The following is a 16847-nucleotide window of genomic DNA, read 5'->3' as shown; positions in this document are numbered from 1 at the left end:
AGGCTGGCCCCACCGTGTCCGTACCCCTGTCCATCCTCGATCTCGCACATGTAGGCGAGGGCGAAACAGTCCGCGACAGCTTCGACGCCAGCGTCACGCTCGCTCAGCACGCCGAGAATTGGGGATATCGGCGCATCTGGTACGCCGAGCATCACAACATGAAGACGATCGCCTCGTCCGCCACGTCTGTTCTCATCGGCCACGTTGCTGCCCACACCGAAAGAATCCGACTCGGATCGGGCGGCATCATGCTCCCCAATCACGCGCCACTGACCATCGCCGAGCAGTTCGGCACATTGGCGACGCTGTACCCCGGACGAATCGACCTCGGACTGGGTCGCGCTCCCGGCAGCGACCAGGTGACGATGCGGGCGATGCGCCGCAATCCGGAATCTGCAGACCGCTTCCCCCAGGACGTTCAGGAATTGCAGGGCTACCTGTCTGCGGAGTCGTTGATCCCCGGGGTGAGCGCGACGCCGGGTGCCGGTACCGATGTGCCGCTCTACATCCTGGGCTCCTCGCTGTTCGGTGCACAACTTGCCGCAGCACTCGGACTGCCCTACGCCTTCGCCTCGCACTTCGCGCCCGATGCGCTCGAACAGGCCGTCGAGATCTACCGTCGCGACTTCCGGCCCTCGGCACAGTTGGCGGAGCCGCACTTGATCGTGGGTGTCAACGTGATCGCGGCGGACTCGCTCGCCGACGCTCAGGAACAGTTCTTGCGGACCAAGCGCAGCCGTGTCGGTCTGCTTCTCGGCCGCGGCCGGACCTTCACCGACGAAGAAGCCGATATGATTCTCGAAGCGCCTGCAGGACAGCAGATCGCGAAGATGGCCAAGTACTCGGCAGTCGGCACGCCGGACATGGTCAAGGATTACCTCGATCGGTTCGCCGAGCGTACGGGCGCCGACGAACTGATCGTGGCTTCCGGGGTGTCCGACCGCGCATCGTGGCTTCGTTCCTTCGAGTTGCTCGCACAGGTGAGCAACCTGGTTCCGGCCTGAGCCCGCGTTCCCGCGAGCAGCATGACAGGCGATTGCGTGTCGCCGTGATGTCGTAAGGTGTGCGTGCAGATGCCCAGTGGGGCGGGCATCTGCACGCGAACAGTACGCATCCGGGGGGATCTTCATGACACGCGCCGACATTCGTCCTTCGGTCGGCTCAGGGCCGCCGACCACCGCACCGCGAGCGGACCGTCGAGCACCGGGCACGAACTCCGTCTTCGCACAGGAGGTCTGCCGGGTGACTGTGTTGGCCAAGTCCACGCAGGTCGACATGGCACTGCCTGTAGATGTTCCCGTCTCGCTGTTGATCCCGGGAATCATCGACATGATCGCCGGAGTGGAGCCTGCGGAACGACCGATGCGGGCCGGAGTGGAGCCTGCGGAACGACGTGGTCAGGGCGGAGTGGAGCCTGCGGAACGACGTGGTCAGGCCGGAGTGGGGCCTGCGGAACGACGCGGTCAGGGCGGAGTAGAGCCTGCGGAACGACGTGGTCAGGGCGGGCATGACTCGGATTCCGGCTCCGACGGTATGCCCGTGGCGTGGACGCTGGCCAGAATCGGGTTTCCCCCGCTGTCGCCGACTGCGACGTTGGCCGAGCTGTCGTTGCGCGACGGCGAGTTGCTGGTCTTGGGCGTAGCCGAACGGCCCGCACCGATTCCGCTGTTCGACGACCTCATGTACTCCGTGGCGAGAGCCGGCAGTGACGACGTTCCGCACTGGACTGCGAACACCGCGCGCACCGTGGGCTCGGTCGTCACGGGGTCGATGGTGTTGCTGGCGTGTGGGGTGTTGCTTCGTGGGCCTCTACGTGCCGGAGCAGAGGACGTCGGCGATCTCGTGGGCGGGCTCGCCGCGGTCACCGCGTCCATCCTGTTCGCTGTAGCGGGGGTGATTCTGGGGCGGGTGTATCGACAGAACGCGGTTGGGGTGCTGGTGGGCGGGTGCGCTGTGGCGCTGATGTTCACCGGTGGAATCGTGCTGGTGCCAGGACAATTCGGGGCAGCGCAACTGATGTTGGCCTCTGCGATGGCCGGCGCGACAGCGCTGCTGTGCCTGCGGGTCGGTGGAGTCGGCTTCGCGTTGTTCACCGCCGCGATCGTGTCGGCGTTGCTGACGTTCGTCGCCGCTGTGTGCACGCTGTTCACCACGATGGCGCCACCGGCGATCGGAACCGCTGCGGCGCTGATCGGTCTCACCGGAATTGCCTTCTCGGCCCGCGTGTCGATGATGCAGGCGAAGTTGCCGCTTCCGCCGGTTCCCACGGCAGGTGCCCCGTTGGACACGGTGGAGGAAGACCGACTCGACGCGATCTCATTCGCCGATCTGCAGGGTGCCGCGGCGCGAGCTCGAAGCTATCTGACCGGTCTTCTGGTGGCCTTCACGGTCGCCGTCGTCGCGGGCGTTCTCGTTGCGGTCGTCGACGATGGCGGCGGCGATGTCCAGTGGCCTGCGGTCGCGCTCGCGGCACTGTGCGCTCTGGTTCTGCTGCTGCGCGGCCGTACGTACGCCGTTGTGGTGCATGCCGTTCCGTTGGTTGCAGGCGGGACGACGATCTTGCTCTCGCTCCTCGTGGGTGCCGTCATCGCTTTGCCCGAACATGCTCTCGCCTTGTTCGGCGTAGCACTGGCCGGAGCCGTCACTGCGTCGATCTTCGGCGCATTCGTACCCACACGTACGTACTCGCCCGTGATGCGACGTGCGGCCGAGTTGCTCGAGTATGCCGCCATTGCCCTTGTCATCCCGATCGCCGTATGGGTGTGTGGGTTGTACAGCGTCGTTCGCGGACTGTGACGCAGCGCAGACGGCACACGATCGTCGTTGCGGTACTCACGTCAGTCGTCGTGATGTCGAACGCCGTTCTCGGGGTGACTCCCGCTCGTGCCGAACGTCCCCTGATCGATCCGGCTCAGTTGCCCGAGCCGAGCATTCCTGCTCCCCTCGAGGCCACGGAGCAGAAGAATGCGTGTGCACTACCGTCCGAGACAGCGGACCTGCAGGAGGTACCGACTGCGCTCGAGGCGTTGGACTTCGCGTCGGTGTGGCCCATCACGCGTGGAGCCGGCCAACTGGTTGCCGTGATCGATACCGGCGTCACGCCTCATCCGCGCTTGCCCGGTCTGACTCCGGGTGGCGATTACGTCGGCACGGGTGACGGACTGGTCGACTGCGATGCGCACGGGACCATGGTCGCCGGTCTGATCGCTGCGCAGACCGCGCCGGGCAGTGGGTTCGCAGGCGGCGCGCCGGATGCGCGGATCCTTTCGATCCGTCAGTCCAGCAATGCCTTTCAGATCGTCGACATCCGGCCCGAAGAGGAGAAGGCCGCCGAGCCGGAGAACGCCGCGGGCTACGGGAACGTGCGCACGATGGCCATGGCCATCAGAACCGCGGTCGACTCGGGTGCGACGGTCATCAACATCTCGGAGGTTGCTTGCGTACCTGCGGGAGCTGGTGTGGCCGACGGCCCCCTCGGTGCCGCGGTGCAGTACGCCGTCCGCGAAAGAAACGTCGTCGTCGTTGCCGCAGCCGGAAACCTCGGCGGCGCAGCCTGTCTGGCGCAGAATCCGCGGACCGACCCGCTTCGGCCCGATGCGGATCCGTGGAACGGCTTCGCGACCATCGCAACCCCGGCCTGGTTCGACGACGTCCTGACCGTCGGCTCGGTCGAGTCGGACGGCACTCCGTCCTCGTTCAGTCTGGCGGGTCCGTGGGTCGATGTGGCTGCGCCGGGCTCGAACATGATCTCGCTGTCGCCTGCGGGCAACGGACTGGCGAACGGCGTTCGGGGCAACGACGGTGTGAATCCCATGACCGGAACAAGTTTCGCGGCACCGCTGGTGGCTGCTGTCGCTGCTCTGATCCGCTCCCACCGACCCGACCTGACGGCGTTGGAAGTGGTGGACCGGATCGAACGTACGGCGCACGCACCGGCCGAGGGATGGAACCCGTTGGTCGGTCACGGCGTCGTCGATCCTCTCGCCGCGGTCACCGACCTCCTGGTGCCGTCTCCTCCTACCGTGCCTGCAGACAGCGTTGCAATGAGAGCGCCCGTCTCGCCGCCCGCTCCGGATCATGGCCCGCGAGACACAGCGGTCACCGGTTCGGTGTTGGTCGCGGTGATCTTGGCGGTCGGCCTCGCGCTGTCGATACCTGTTCGTCGACGGAGCCGGACGGAACGATAGCGCTACTTCGTGGGCAGTGCCGCGGCCTGGGGGTCGGGAGCAACCCCGTCGTGCATCGTCAGAGCCTGGCCTTGCCCGAGAGTGGGGCCGCTGCCGAGTAATTGCAGGATCGGCCACGGCGCAGGTGCGGGCGGACCGAACCCCAGCGCCGCCGCAGCGTCGCTGCCGTCGACGCCGTAGCGAACCCCAGTGTCTGCCACGAAGAAGACGCTGTCCTGGCGCGTGCTGGATGTCGCTATCCCGGTGCTACGGACGAATCCACCGCTGCCGGGTGCCAGATAGACCTGATCTACAGCATCACCCCCACCGTCGGCCTGAGCCAGTGTGACCGGCCGATCGCCGGGATCGAGAGGCAGACCGCGACCAGCGGACTTCACCAGTCGAGCCGACGGCCCACCGTCGGCCACCTCGAGCGGTTCCCAGGTCAGGCAATTGACAGGTCGTTCGCCGATGTCGACGATCACGGGTGTGGTAGCCGGAAACGTCGAAACCGGCAGTCCAACCATGGATTTCGGGGCGTTTCGGAGAATGTCGGGGTTGACCGATGCGATGTCGGGACTTCCCTGCGAGTCGGTGAACTTGATGAGCAAGGCAGCGGTCTCACTGATGGCTTGAATGCCGTCCTCGAGCACCACGTAGTACTGGACGTCCCGACCGGCAACCTTGACGACCGAACCGATCGGCCGCGCGTCGAACGGATACGCCGGAACTTCCCCTGCCCGGGGAATGAACGGTGCCGCAACGGCCGGCGACTGCGGCACCGAATTGAGTAGACCGGCACTGACCGGAGACGGTACGGCGTCCTCCAGTCCGAGCGCACGGACCACTGCCCGGTCGGCCAGATCGACCGGGGATTTGGTGCCGTCGTGGACGAGGAATGCCGTCCCGTTCGAAGTCCACAGGAATGCCTCGGTATCGGTGAGTGCGGCTGCATTGTCGCCGTAGCGAAGATCGCCCGCGACGACGGTGGTGGACGTGACCCCTGCGATCGGATCGAGAGTGTCGCAGACAGTCCATGCTTCCGCTCTACCGTCCGGATCGTGTGGCAGCGCCGACGGTGCTCCGGGAATCCCCACCAGCGCTCCCCGCGGCCTCGATGCCAGCTCGGATTCCTTGACCGTCAACGGGTTGTCAGGCTCACCGACCACCAACCTGGCCGACGCCAGGTTGAGGACCGGATGGAACACGTCGTCCACCTTCACGAACATGGCCGCCGAATCCTTACCGACCACGATCGACGCGTCGCCGATCTTGTCCTGCGGCCGAAACAGCGCCAGCGCAGCGCATCCCGCCAATCCGATACACGCGATCACCACACCCACGAGCAGTGCACGGGACTGCGACTTCATCGGATCGTGCAGCATTCGAGCATCACGCCTGATCAGCGCGTGTTCCATTCGGCGAACGAGAAAGCGGTAGCCGCCAACCTGCCACTTCGTTGTGGGCGTCGACGCCACAGTTCCTCCCCAGGATCGATCGGACCCGATCCCCGTTCGGGTCACGCGACACAGTACAGTTCGACCGCACGCCTCGGCGACCGCATCGGCGGCGATCGACAAGTGTGCAACCTTCGGGGGGAGGGTTCGGAGATGGCACGTACGGGTTCGATCGGCCACGGGCGCACGTCGATGCCTTTCGCTGCGCCGACGCTGCGACGCGTCATTGCGACCGAGATCGCTGCGGTGGCAACGAGTCTTACGATGCTCGCAGCGCAGGCAACGATCGGGTGGGCACTGACGGCCGCAGCGGCGGTGTCGCTCCTTCCGTTCGTCACCGTAGGTCGTAGACCGCTCGTCGACTGGTTCCGGGTTCTGTGGCGGTTTGTCGCACACCGCGTTCCCGGTGCAGGTGTCACCGTCGATCACCCCGATACGACCGGGCATCCGATCGGTGTCCACTGGCAACGCAACACGATCACCTGCGTCATCGCGATCTCCCCGCCCGGACACACGACGACGACCCTCGGTAGGGCGAGCGCGGACACGCAGTGCACCCTGCCGATCGATGCGCTGGCGTCGTGCCTGAAACAACACGACATCGCTGTCGCTTCGATCGACGTCGTCGCACTGGGCTTTCGCACCGCATCCGGTTCTGCTGCCACCGATGTGTACGAGGGACTCATCGGGCCGCTTCCAGCTGTGGCCACGCGGACGGTATGGGTCTCGGTCACTCTCGACGTACGCGCCAATGCCAAGGCGATCGAGGCGAGAGGCGGAGGCCGAGCTGGAGCGGCCCGCACGGCCGTCGTGGCGACCACGCGTGTCGCTCGTGCTCTGAAGGCCGATGGCCTGTCCTCGCGACTGCTCACCGGTGCTCAACTTCGATCAGCGGTGATACACCTGTGTCGAGGAGTGAGTACCGAGGACCTGACCCAGACGTGGTCGACCGCTCCGTTGCCGGGCGTGTCCAGCGTCGGCTACGGAATCGACTGCAGGGCAATCACTGCCGAAGACATCGCTGTCCTGTGGTCGACTCCGTCCCTGGGTACGACGATGACTTTCCACCTGCAACCGTCCCGTGAGGCCGGAAAGCTTCGTGTTCGTGGTTCGTGCAGATTCGCCGCCCGCACCCGGGTCGCGAAACCACCCGTCCGCGCGCTCACGTCGCTGCGCGGGAGTCAACGAGACGATATGTTCGCACAACTACCGCTTGGCGTACCCGGTCTGGAGTTTCTCGGTCCCAGTAGAACATTGGACGTATCGGCACTCGACAGGCTAGATCTTCCAGTGAGCGGTTGCGGCCAACTTCTCGGTTCCGACGCAGGGGGTCACGGTGTCGCGGTGCGATTGTTCGGGCCGGGGTTGACCCGGGTACGAATCGCCGGCGAGCTCTACCTTGCTCAGCAAGTACTGTTCCGCGCCATCGCCACGGGGGCCAGGGTTCTGGTTCGAACCGACCGCCCACACGCGTGGCGATCACTCCTCGATGCGATCGATGCCCCCGAGCGCCTGTCGGTCGTCGGCCACACGATCGGACATCGCCCGTCGTACGACGTCATCTTGAACGACTTCGCGGGCGAATCGGAACCCACTGATCAGCAACGGCTTTCGGGCGTGACGGTGATGTCGTTGACCGAACACGAACTGCGAAACCACGGCATCGAACGGGCTCGGGCCCTACCAGGCTACGAGTGCGAGGTGTCGATAGTTCAACCGCATGCGTCGGGCGATCGTATTCGGGTTCTCTCGGGTCCACTCGACGTCGAACTGACGTTGGTCACGATCCCCCAGGAAACGGCGTTCATCGGTAGACCGCGAAGTCTGCGATCCGTCGTACGTGCCTGACGGCGTCTCAACCGGGATAGTCGCGTGCCGCCCGGGCACCGGCCACCGCGACGGCCCACCACTCGAGTTGATCGAGCAGACGCCCCAGACCGTCGACAGCGGCGGCGTCGTCGAGGCCGCCCTCGTCGTCGAACCGCTTTCGCACTCGATGCAGCGATACGGCATCGCGCACGGACACCATGTGAAGTTCCGCAGTGATCTGCCGGAGTTGTTCGGTGGCTCGGATTCCGCCGCCGAGCCCTCCATAGGACACGAATCCCACCGGCTTGGCGCGCCACTCGTACTTCACGGTGTCGAGCGCATTCTTCAACGGTCCGGGGATGCCGTGGTTGTACTCGGGTGTGACGAACACGAAGGCGTCGCATGCCCCGATGGTCCTGATGAAACGTTCGGTGTCGTCGTTCGCGACCAGGCTGTCCGGCAACCGAAAGTCGGCGAGATCCACATCGACCACGTCGATAGTCGCGCGCTGCTCGGCGACACCGCGAACCCAGGCCGCGACAGTGGGGCCCACGCGGCCGGACCGAACACTACCGACAACGATCGCGAGCTTTATCGGCTGCACCCATACGACCTTAGCCGGGCTGTTCGTCAGCCCTCTCCCCCGCAGCAACCAGCAACGTCGATCGACGACCGCACTTCTCGGGTGGCCGCATTCCGGGCGGCCAGCTCATCGGCCGGCGGATAGTCGACACCGACCAGAGACAGTCCATGTGCGGGTGCGACGGTCACCTCGCTGGACCTCTCTCGGCGGCTCAACAACGACCGCGCCCAGTCGGGAGTTCGACGACCTTCCCCCACGGCCTGCATGGCACCGACGAGACTACGGACCATCGACCAGCAGAAGGCGTCGGCGCTGACGTAGGCGGTGAGGTGGTCACCGTCGCGCTCCCAATCGAACCGTTGCAGTTCCCGCACCGTGGTGGCACCGTCACGCCGCTTGCAGAACGCCGCGAAATCGTGCAGCCCGATCAATTCCGCGGACGCCTCGCGTACCGCACCGAGATCGATGGGCCTCGGCCAGGAGACGACACCGGCGACATCGAGGGGGTCGACGCCGTAGAGCGCAGTGCCGAAACGATATTCGTAGTGCCTGCGGTACGCCGAGAATCGCGCGTCGAAATCGCGGGAGACGGCGCTGATGGCGCGCACGCGAACGTCGGTGGGCAGAAACCGTGCCATTCGGCGGACCAGTCGGTCGTGATCGTCTGGAACGTCGACCGCGTCGAAGTGCGCCACCTGACCCGTGGCGTGGACTCCGGCGTCGGTTCTACCCGCCACGGTCAGCTCTATCGGTTGCCGCAGCACCGTCGAGAAGGCTTCTTCGAGCACTCCGCACACGGTGCGGATACCAGGTTGCCGTGCCCATCCGGAGAAGTTCGTACCGTCGTAGGAGATGTCGAGCCGGAATCTGGTGGGTACCGACAAAGCGGGCCCGCCTTCCCCTGAGGGAGTGGCGGGCCCGCTTCGATCGTGCTCGGAAGACAAAAGGACTAGTCCTTCTTCTCCGGTGTTTCAGTCGATACGGCCTCGGCCTCGGGGGCGTCCGACGCGTGTGCGTCATTGTCCTCGATGCCCTCGATGACTGCGTCGGCGTTGGCTACCTCGGAGTCGGTTGCGTCGGCTTCGACGGCCTCGACGACGTTCTCGTCGGTCGAGTCCTCGGCCGGAGCCTCGGTTGCGGCGGGAGCAGCCTGCGAGGCCTTCACGCGGCGTGCGCGATCGGCTTCGTTGGACACCGTCTGCTCGTTGACGAGCTCGATGATGGCCATCGGCGAGTTGTCACCCTTGCGGGGGACGGTCTTGATGATGCGCGTGTAGCCACCGTCGCGATCGGCGAAGAAAGGCCCGATCTCGGCGAACAACTTGTGCACGACATCTTTGTTGTTGATCGTCTTGAGGACCTCACGACGATGTGCCAGATCACCCTTTTTTGCGTGGGTGACGAGCTTCTCGGCGTGGGGACGAAGGCGCTTGGCCTTCGACTCGGTGGTGGTGATGCGACCGTGCTCGAAGAGTGACGTCGCCAGGTTGGCCAGGATGGCCTTCTGGTGCGACGCCGACCCGCCGAGACGGCGGCCCTTGGTGGGCTTGGGCATGATGAATCTCCTAGTAAGAGCTCCAGCGAGCTGATTACAGCTGTTCTGTCTCGGCGTAGTCCTGCTCGGCACCTTCGGTGTCGCTGAAGGAGCCTGCGTCGGTGTCACTCCAGGTGCCCGTGGTGGCGTCGTAGCCAGGCACGGTCGTCGGATCGAACGACGCGGGGCTGTCCTTGAGGGAGAGGCCGAGCGAGTGCAGCTTGACCTTCACCTCGTCGATGGACTTCTGCCCGAAGTTACGGATGTCGAGCAGATCGGACTCGGTACGACCAACCAGCTCGCCGACGGTGTGAACACCCTCGCGCTTGAGGCAGTTGTAGGAACGAACCGTCAGGTCCAGATCCTCGATGGGGAGTCCGAAGGATGCGATGTGATCGGCCTCGGCGGGCGAGGGTCCGATCTCGATTCCTTCTGCTTCGACGTTCAGCTCACGGGCGAGGCCGAAGAGCTCAACCAGGGTCTTGCCCGCCGAAGCGAGCGCGTCCCGCGCGGTGATGGAATTCTTGGTCTCCACGTCGAGAACGAGCCGATCGAAGTCGGTGCGCTGTTCGACGCGGGTGGCCTCCACCTTGTAGGTGACCTTGAGCACGGGCGAGTAGATCGAGTCGACCGGAATACGGCCGATCTCGGCACCCGATGCCTTGTTCTGGACGGCGGGGACGTAGCCGCGACCGCGCTCGACGACGAGCTCGATCTCCAACTTGCCCTTGTCGTTCAGGGTCGCGATGTGCAGATCCGGATTGTTCACCGTGACGCCGGCCGGGGGAACGATGTCGCCTGCGGTGACAGCGCCGGGGCCCTGCTTGCGGACGTACATGGTGACCGGTTCGTCTTCTTCGGAGCTCACCACGAGTCCCTTGAGGTTCAGGATGATGTCGGTGACATCTTCCTTGACTCCGGGAACAGTGGTGAATTCGTGGAGGACGCCGTCGATACGGATGCTGGTGACAGCAGCGCCGGGGATCGACGAGAGCAGGGTGCGGCGGAGCGAGTTGCCGAGTGTGTAACCGAAGCCGGGCTCGAGCGGCTCGATGACGAATTTCGAGCGGTTGTCGGCGATGACCTCTTCGGTCAGCGTCGGGCGCTGTGAAATGAGCATTGTGTGTTCCTCCTGTACGGGCGTCCGCTATTTGACGCCCACGTGTGGAGGCGAAGACGTATGTGAGCCTCGCGGGGAGACTCACATACGTGCTGCGCCTTACTTCGAGTAGTACTCGACGATGAGCTGCTCCTGGAGCGGCACATCGATCTGTGCGCGCTCCGGCACCCGGTGAACCAGGATGCGAAGACGGTTGGGGACGACCTGCAGCCACGGAGCCACCGGACGATCGCCGTAACTCTCACGAGCGATCTGGATCGGCAGGGTCTGTGCAGACTTCTCGCGGACATCGATGATGTCGTACTGCGAGACGCGGTAGCTGGGGATGTCCACTCGCTTGTTGTTCACGAGGAAGTGACCATGCGTGACCAGCTGGCGTGCCTGACGACGCGTACGTGCGAGACCCGCACGGTAGACGACGTTGTCGAGCCGAGTCTCGAGGATGGTCAGCAGGTTCTCACCGGTCTTGCCGGCGGCCCTGTTGGCCTCCTTGTAGTACAGACGGAACTGCTTCTCCATGACGCCGTAGGTGAAGCGAGCCTTCTGCTTCTCCTGCAGCTGGAGCAGGTACTCGCTCTCCTTGATCCGCGCGCGGCCGTGCTGGCCGGGCGGGTAGGGACGACGCTCGAACGCCTGGTCGCCTCCGACGAGGTCGACGCGCAGACGACGCGACTTGCGGGTGATAGGACCGGTATAACGTGCCATTTTCTAAACCTTTCCTTCCCGCTAGACCCGACGCCGCTTGGGCGGACGGCAGCCGTTGTGCGGCTGAGGGGTGACATCGGAGATGGTGCCGACCTCGAGGCCAGCGGCCTGAAGCGAGCGGATCGCGGTCTCACGGCCGGAGCCGGGACCCTTGACGAAGACGTCGACCTTCTTGACGCCGTGCTCCTGAGCCTTGCGCGCAGCGTTCTCGGCTGCGAGCTGTGCGGCGAACGGAGTCGACTTGCGCGAGCCCTTGAAGCCCACGTGTCCCGAGGACGCCCACGAGATGACGTTTCCGGCGGGGTCGGTGATCGACACGATCGTGTTGTTGAACGTGCTCTTGATGTGCGCAGATCCGTGCGGGACGTTCTTCTTGTCCCTGCGACGCGTCTTCTGCGCCTTCTTCGGACCGGTACCGCGTGCTTTGGGGGGCATTACTTCGCCTTCTTCTTGCCGGCAATGGTGCGCTTGGGTCCCTTACGGGTACGCGCATTGGTCTTGGTGCGCTGTCCACGGACGGGCAGACCACGACGGTGGCGAAGACCCTGGTAGCAGCCGATTTCGATCTTGCGTCGGATGTCGGCCTGCACCTCGCGGCGCAGATCGCCCTCGACTTTGAGGGACTCGTTGATGTAATCGCTGAGCTTGCGCAGATCGTCGTCGCCGAGATCCTTGCTGCGCAGGTCGGCGCTGACGCCGGTTGCTGCGAGAATTTCCTTGGAGCGGGTACGGCCGACGCCGTAGATGTAAGTCAGTGCGATCTCCATGCGCTTTTCGCGCGGCAGATCCACACCTGCGAGACGTGCCATGTGGCATTTCCTTTTCTTGTCCGGAGGTCTGCTCCCAGTCCGTCCCCTGTGTCCTTCTCACCGCGGGGGTGTGAAGCGTCTTTCAACAAACTCAGTGGGGCCCCGGCCTCCGTGCCGGGGGTCTGCCGCAACGCGTGTGTCGCGGTTGGTGCTGGGAGGTCATCTTCTAGCTGTTGCCAAGCCGACGTGCGTGATGCTCGGTGGTTATCCCTGACGCTGCTTGTGACGCAGGTTGTCGCAGATCACCATGACGCGTCCGTTACGACGAATCACCTTGCACTTCTCGCAGATCTTCTTGACGCTCGGCTGAACCTTCACGTCGTTGATCTCCTGTGTGTAGCTCGGACCCTCTGCACGCAGCGGACCGAGCATGGTTCTCCCCGACCGGACGTGGCCGGGGAAGCTCTTACTTGTAGCGGTAAACGATGCGTCCACGCGTGAGGTCGTAGGGCGAAAGCTCCACCACGACGCGATCCTCGGGAAGGATGCGGATGTAGTGCTGACGCATCTTTCCGCTGATGTGGGCGAGTACCTTGTGGCCGTTTTCGAGCTCAATGCGAAACATCGCATTGGGCAGCGGTTCGACAACTCGGCCCTCTACCTCGATAGCACCGTCTTTCTTGGCCATATCCTCCGCGATCCTGGCTCTCACACCTGGTTGATTGCATCTGTTTCCGTTACCGTGATGCCCACTGACCGACTCCTCGGAACCGAGTCGGAGTATCGCCGGAGGGCCGCACAGCCCTCGAGGCATGCGAACATCCGGTACGCAGGGCGCACCGTCGATCTATGTTACCGGCAAAGACACATCTGGCCAAATGCGCGCGAAGCGGGCACGAAACGCGTCGGATGGCGACGTTAGATTAACTGAGCTAACCTTTCGTCCGCCCGCCATCGTTCAGCCACCGAGCCCGCAAGGTGCCCTCTTGAGTTCCAACCCGTCCGGCCCAGCCGTCTCCGTGATCATTCCCGTACACAACGCCAGAGATGTGCTCGACGAGCAACTACGCGCCCTCGCCCACCAGGACTACGACGGCCCGTTCGAGGTCGTCGTCAGCGACAACGGCTCGACCGACGGAGTGCGCGAGTTCGTGGAGGACCACGCACTACGGGCCCACTTGAATCTGAAGTACGTCGATTCGTCCGGCACCGCCGGCGCGTCGTTTGCACGCAACCGCGGAGCGGAGGCGGCCCGCGGCCCACTTCTGGCCTTCTGCGATGCAGACGACGTCGTGCACTCCACATGGCTGCGGCGTATCACTGCAGAGCTCGACCGACACGACCTGGTGGGAACCGGCCTCAGTACCGAGTTGCTGAACACCGAATCGATTCGAGTCGCCGTTCCGTTCGCCCCACCGTCGGATCAAGGCACGTCGCCCTTTCGCCCGTTCGTCATCGGGGCGAGCATGGCCTGCCGAGCGTCGACCTACCGTGATCTCGGCGGGATGCTCGAATTCATTCACGCCAGCGAGGACATGGAATTCTCTTGGCGTGCACAGCAATCGGGCGCTCGCCTGCATTTCATCGCCGAGCCGCTCGTCCAATACCGTCTGCGCACGGGCTACCGAGACAATTGGAAACAAGCCGCGGCATTGGGCTACGGATCGGCCCACGTCCGCGGGCTGTATCGGGCTGCCGGATGCCCGCCGTTCCGGATACGCAGAGTCATCGTTGCGCTACTGGCGCTCGCAGTACGAAACCCACTGCTGCCGACTGCATTGACTCGGATGCCGACTCGGCTCTGGCTACGTTTGACGGCAGCCCACCTCGGACTCATTCGAGGAGGCCGCCGCTACGCCTCGTTGACCTGGTAGGTCTATCAGGGCCGAACCGTGAGGATACGCGGGCCGTCCTCGGTCACGGCGACGGTATGTTCCCAGTGCGCCGCGCGTGATCCATCCGTGGTCACCACTGTCCAACCGTCATCGAGAATGTCGGTCTCGTACGTGCCGAGCGTGAGCATCGGTTCGATGGCAAGTGTGGAACCAACTACCAGCTCGGGGCCCTTGCCCGGAGCGCCCTCGTTCGCGAGGAAGGGTTCCATGTGCATTTCGCGTCCGATTCCGTGCCCGCCGTACCCGTCGACGATTCCGTACTTGCGACCGTGAGCTTCCTCGGCCGCACGCGTGCCGGACTCGATCGCGTGAGAGATGTCGGTCAGGCGATTGCCGGCGATCATCGCAGCGATCCCGGCCTCCATCGACAGCTTCGTCGCCTCACTCAGCAACGAATCGGCCTCGATGATGTCACCGACACCGAACGTCCATGCAGAGTCTCCGTGCCACCCCTCGAGCACGGCACCGCAATCGATCGACACCAGGTCGCCTGCAACCAGAACCTCGTCAGCGGACGGGATCCCGTGGACCACTCGATCGTTCACCGAGGAGCAGATGCTCCCGGTGAAGCCGTGATAGCCCAGAAACGACGGAACTGCGCCGGCATCGCGAATCACGGCTTCGGCAACCCGATCGAGCTCGAGTGTCGACACCCCTGGGACCGCTGCGTTTCTCACGGCAACCAACGCAGCACCGACGACTGCGCCGGCGGCCGCCATGGCGTCCAGCTCACCCGCGCTGCGAAACGGTACGACTTTGCGTTTGCGGCCGAACGCCATTACTTGCCGTGATCCTCGATGGACTTCAGCGCGCGAGCGTTGACCTCGTCCACCTCACCGATGGCGTCGACCGTGACCAGCTCGTCCGAGTAGTAGTCGAGCAGTGGTGCTGTCTCGTCCCGGTACACCTTGAGGCGGTTACGAATGACGTCTTCCTTGTCGTCCTCGCGACCGCGCGCAAGCATCCGCTCGACCACGACGTCCTCGTCGACGACGAAAGACAGTACTGCGTCGAGCTTCGCGTTCAGATCGGACAGGATCCCGACGAGAGCCTCGGCCTGACCCACCGAACGCGGGAAGCCGTCGAGCAGAAATCCGTTGACTGCGTCGGGCTCGCCGAGACGGCTGCGGACCATGTCCACGGTCAGCTCGCTGGGAACCAGATCGCCGGCGTCGAGGTACTTCTTCGCCTCGAGGCCGAGCGGCGTCTTCTCGCCGATGTTCGCGCGAAACAGATCTCCGGTCGAGATGTGCGGCACGCCCAGCTTCTCGGATAGGAGGACGGCTTGGGTGCCCTTGCCGGCACCGGGGGGACCGAGCAGAACAAGTCTCACTTGAGGAACCCTTCGTAGTTACGCTGCATCAGCTGGCTTTCGATCTGCTTCACGGTGTCCAGGCCGACGCTGACCATGATCAGTACGGCAGTTCCACCGAACGGAAGGTTCTGGCCACCGCCGGAACTGCCGATGTCGAGGAACAGATTCGGAAGGACGGCGATGGTGCCCAGATATATGGAGCCGGGCAACGTGATTCGACTGAGGACGTAGTTCAGATAGTCGGCAGTCGGCTTACCCGGCCGAATGCCGGGGATGAATCCGCCGAACTTCTTCATTTCGTCGGCGCGCTCTTCGGGGTTGAACGTGATCGCCACGTAGAAGTACGTGAAGAAGACGATGAGACCGAAGAAGATCGCGATGTAGACGGGGTTGGCCGGGTTCACCAGGTACTCGTTGATGATGCGCTGCCACCAGCTGGGGTCTGTTGCGGTGCTCGCGGACGTGAGCTGCGCAATCAGATTCGGCAGGTAGAGCAACGAGGACGCGAAGATCACCGGAATGACGCCGGCCTGGTTGACCTTGAGTGGGAGATACGTCGAGGATCCGCCGTACATCTTGCGCCCGACCATGCGCTTGGCGTACTGAACCGGGATACGACGCTGACCCTGCTCGACGAAGACCACACCGGTGATGATGAGGAACGCTGCAAAGCAGACGAACCCGAACACCAAGCCGCCGCGGCTCTCGAGGATGGAGTTGCCCTCGGACGGGATACGCGAGGCGATTCCGGCGAAGATGAGCAGCGACATGCCGTTGCCGACGCCACGTTCGGTGATGACCTCGCCGAACCACATCACGACGGCGGCACCGGCAGTCATGACGAGCACGATGATGACGAGTCCGAAGATGGACTGGTCGGCGATGATGTCCTGTTGGCATCCCTGGAGCAGCTGGCCGCGCGACGCAAGGGCCACCAGACCGGTCGCCTGCAGGATGGCCAGTGCGATCGACAGGTAACGCGTGTACTGCGTCATCTTGGCCTGGCCGGACTGTCCCTCCTTGCGGAGTTCTTCGAACTTGGGGATGACGACGGTGAGCAGCTGCACGATGATGCTGGCGGTGATGTACGGCATGATGCCGATCGCGAACACCGAGAGCTGGAGGAGCGCTCCACCGGAGAACAGGTTGATCAACGAGTAGATGCCCGCCGAATCTCCACCGGAGACCTGGTCGATGCACGCTCGGACATTGGCGTAGTCGACACCCGGCGACGGCAGTGTTGCACCGAAGCGATACAGGGCCACCAGACCGAGCGTGAAGAGGATCTTCCGTCTCAGGTCAGGAGTCCTGAGGGCCGACACGAAGGCGGAAAGCAAAGATCCTCCTGGCACGACTGCGTTGACGCTCCGAGTGCTGCACCGAGAGTGCACGCGGCACTCCCGTGAACCTCACGAGCATGGACTGCGGGCGACATGCGTCGCCCGCATCGAAACGAACTTGTGTGAACTCTAGAACTCTAACAGTGCGTATCGAACCGCCCGACGGTCAGTGTT

At 64.2% G+C, this 16847-nt stretch carries 18 protein-coding genes; 5 read left to right on the top strand and 13 right to left on the bottom strand.

Annotated elements, in window-relative coordinates; all coding sequences use genetic code 11:
• Positions 1–14 precede the first annotated feature (14 nt).
• The 3 genes from ACIGGF_RS14820 (at position 15) to mycP (ending at position 4187) form a co-directional block, all read left to right on the top strand.
• Positions 15–1004, top strand: a complete 990-nt coding sequence (locus ACIGGF_RS14820; RefSeq protein WP_397522103.1) for an LLM class flavin-dependent oxidoreductase — start codon at positions 15–17, stop codon at positions 1002–1004.
• Positions 1005–1242: 238 nt separating this feature from the next.
• Entirely contained in the window at positions 1243–2796 is a 1554-nt protein-coding gene (eccD, locus tag ACIGGF_RS14815) for a type VII secretion integral membrane protein EccD (RefSeq protein ID WP_397522021.1), read from the top strand.
• On the top strand, positions 2757–4187 hold the full coding sequence (gene mycP / locus ACIGGF_RS14810; protein WP_397522020.1) for a type VII secretion-associated serine protease mycosin: 1431 nt from the start codon (positions 2757–2759) through the stop codon (positions 4185–4187). Before eccD ends, mycP begins: the two co-directional genes overlap by 40 nt.
• 2 nt (positions 4188–4189) lie before the next feature.
• On the opposite strand, the gene eccB is transcribed toward mycP, so the two are convergent.
• Positions 4190–5644, bottom strand: coding sequence for a type VII secretion protein EccB (gene eccB / locus ACIGGF_RS14805; RefSeq protein ID WP_397522102.1), 1455 nt, complete (start codon positions 5642–5644; stop codon positions 4190–4192).
• Between the two features lie 132 nt (positions 5645–5776).
• Between eccB and eccE the strand changes: the two genes are divergently transcribed.
• Positions 5777–7471: a type VII secretion protein EccE gene (gene eccE / locus ACIGGF_RS14800; protein ID WP_397522019.1), complete on the top strand. Its 1695-nt coding sequence runs from the start codon at positions 5777–5779 to the stop codon at positions 7469–7471.
• A 7-nt stretch (positions 7472–7478) separates the two neighbouring features.
• Here the strand turns inward: eccE and ACIGGF_RS14795 are convergent, their stop codons facing one another.
• The 9 genes from ACIGGF_RS14795 to infA all read right to left on the bottom strand — a co-directional run bounded on the left by ACIGGF_RS14795 (position 7479) and on the right by infA (position 12811).
• On the bottom strand, positions 7479–8036 hold the full coding sequence (locus ACIGGF_RS14795; protein ID WP_397522018.1) for an NADPH-dependent FMN reductase: 558 nt from the start codon (positions 8034–8036) through the stop codon (positions 7479–7481).
• Positions 8037–8062: 26 nt separating this feature from the next.
• The gene (gene truA, locus ACIGGF_RS14790) at positions 8063–8959 is read right to left on the bottom strand and encodes a tRNA pseudouridine(38-40) synthase TruA (protein WP_397522017.1); all 897 of its coding nucleotides are present in this window, start codon (positions 8957–8959) and stop codon (positions 8063–8065) included.
• A gap of 5 nt (positions 8960–8964) precedes the next feature.
• On the bottom strand, positions 8965–9570 hold the full coding sequence (rplQ, locus tag ACIGGF_RS14785) for a 50S ribosomal protein L17 (RefSeq protein ID WP_397522016.1): 606 nt from the start codon (positions 9568–9570) through the stop codon (positions 8965–8967).
• A gap of 34 nt (positions 9571–9604) precedes the next feature.
• Entirely contained in the window at positions 9605–10669 is a 1065-nt protein-coding gene (locus ACIGGF_RS14780) for a DNA-directed RNA polymerase subunit alpha (RefSeq protein WP_032376654.1), read from the bottom strand.
• A 99-nt stretch (positions 10670–10768) separates the two neighbouring features.
• Positions 10769–11374, bottom strand: coding sequence for a 30S ribosomal protein S4 (rpsD, locus tag ACIGGF_RS14775; RefSeq protein WP_008718223.1), 606 nt, complete (start codon positions 11372–11374; stop codon positions 10769–10771).
• Positions 11375–11395: 21 nt separating this feature from the next.
• A complete protein-coding gene (gene rpsK, locus ACIGGF_RS14770) occupies positions 11396–11809 on the bottom strand; it encodes a 30S ribosomal protein S11 (RefSeq protein ID WP_027496331.1) in 414 nt (137 codons plus the stop codon).
• Entirely contained in the window at positions 11809–12183 is a 375-nt protein-coding gene (rpsM, locus tag ACIGGF_RS14765; RefSeq protein ID WP_057475660.1) for a 30S ribosomal protein S13, read from the bottom strand. The genes rpsK and rpsM overlap by 1 nt, the downstream gene beginning before the upstream one ends.
• A gap of 204 nt (positions 12184–12387) precedes the next feature.
• Positions 12388–12501, bottom strand: a complete 114-nt coding sequence (gene rpmJ / locus ACIGGF_RS14760; protein WP_025347279.1) for a 50S ribosomal protein L36 — start codon at positions 12499–12501, stop codon at positions 12388–12390.
• 88 nt (positions 12502–12589) lie between these two features.
• On the bottom strand, positions 12590–12811 hold the full coding sequence (infA, locus tag ACIGGF_RS14755) for a translation initiation factor IF-1 (protein WP_005140011.1): 222 nt from the start codon (positions 12809–12811) through the stop codon (positions 12590–12592).
• Between the two features lie 298 nt (positions 12812–13109).
• Between infA and ACIGGF_RS14750 the strand changes: the two genes are divergently transcribed.
• Positions 13110–13997, top strand: a complete 888-nt coding sequence (locus ACIGGF_RS14750; protein WP_397522015.1) for a glycosyltransferase — start codon at positions 13110–13112, stop codon at positions 13995–13997.
• A 5-nt stretch (positions 13998–14002) separates the two neighbouring features.
• Here ACIGGF_RS14750 and map read toward each other — a convergent pair whose 3' ends face one another.
• Genes map through secY form a run of 3 tightly spaced genes read right to left on the bottom strand, consistent with a single transcriptional unit; the run spans position 14003 to position 16670 of the window.
• Positions 14003–14797 carry a type I methionyl aminopeptidase gene (map, locus tag ACIGGF_RS14745; protein ID WP_397522014.1) on the bottom strand — a complete coding sequence of 265 codons (795 nt, stop codon included), beginning with the start codon at positions 14795–14797 and terminating at the stop codon, positions 14003–14005.
• Positions 14797–15351 carry an adenylate kinase gene (locus ACIGGF_RS14740; RefSeq protein WP_397522013.1) on the bottom strand — a complete coding sequence of 185 codons (555 nt, stop codon included), beginning with the start codon at positions 15349–15351 and terminating at the stop codon, positions 14797–14799. The genes map and ACIGGF_RS14740 overlap by 1 nt, the downstream gene beginning before the upstream one ends.
• Positions 15348–16670 carry a preprotein translocase subunit SecY gene (gene secY / locus ACIGGF_RS14735; RefSeq protein WP_222092852.1) on the bottom strand — a complete coding sequence of 441 codons (1323 nt, stop codon included), beginning with the start codon at positions 16668–16670 and terminating at the stop codon, positions 15348–15350. Before secY ends, ACIGGF_RS14740 begins: the two co-directional genes overlap by 4 nt.
• Positions 16671–16847 lie beyond the last annotated feature (177 nt).

Origin of the sequence: Rhodococcus sp. NPDC078407, assembly GCF_044542515.1 — a bacterium.
In the GTDB taxonomy this organism is placed as follows: domain Bacteria; phylum Actinomycetota; class Actinomycetes; order Mycobacteriales; family Mycobacteriaceae; genus Rhodococcoides.
The sequence above is the reverse complement of the archived record's forward strand: the minus strand, read 5'-3'. Positions and strand labels throughout refer to the sequence as shown.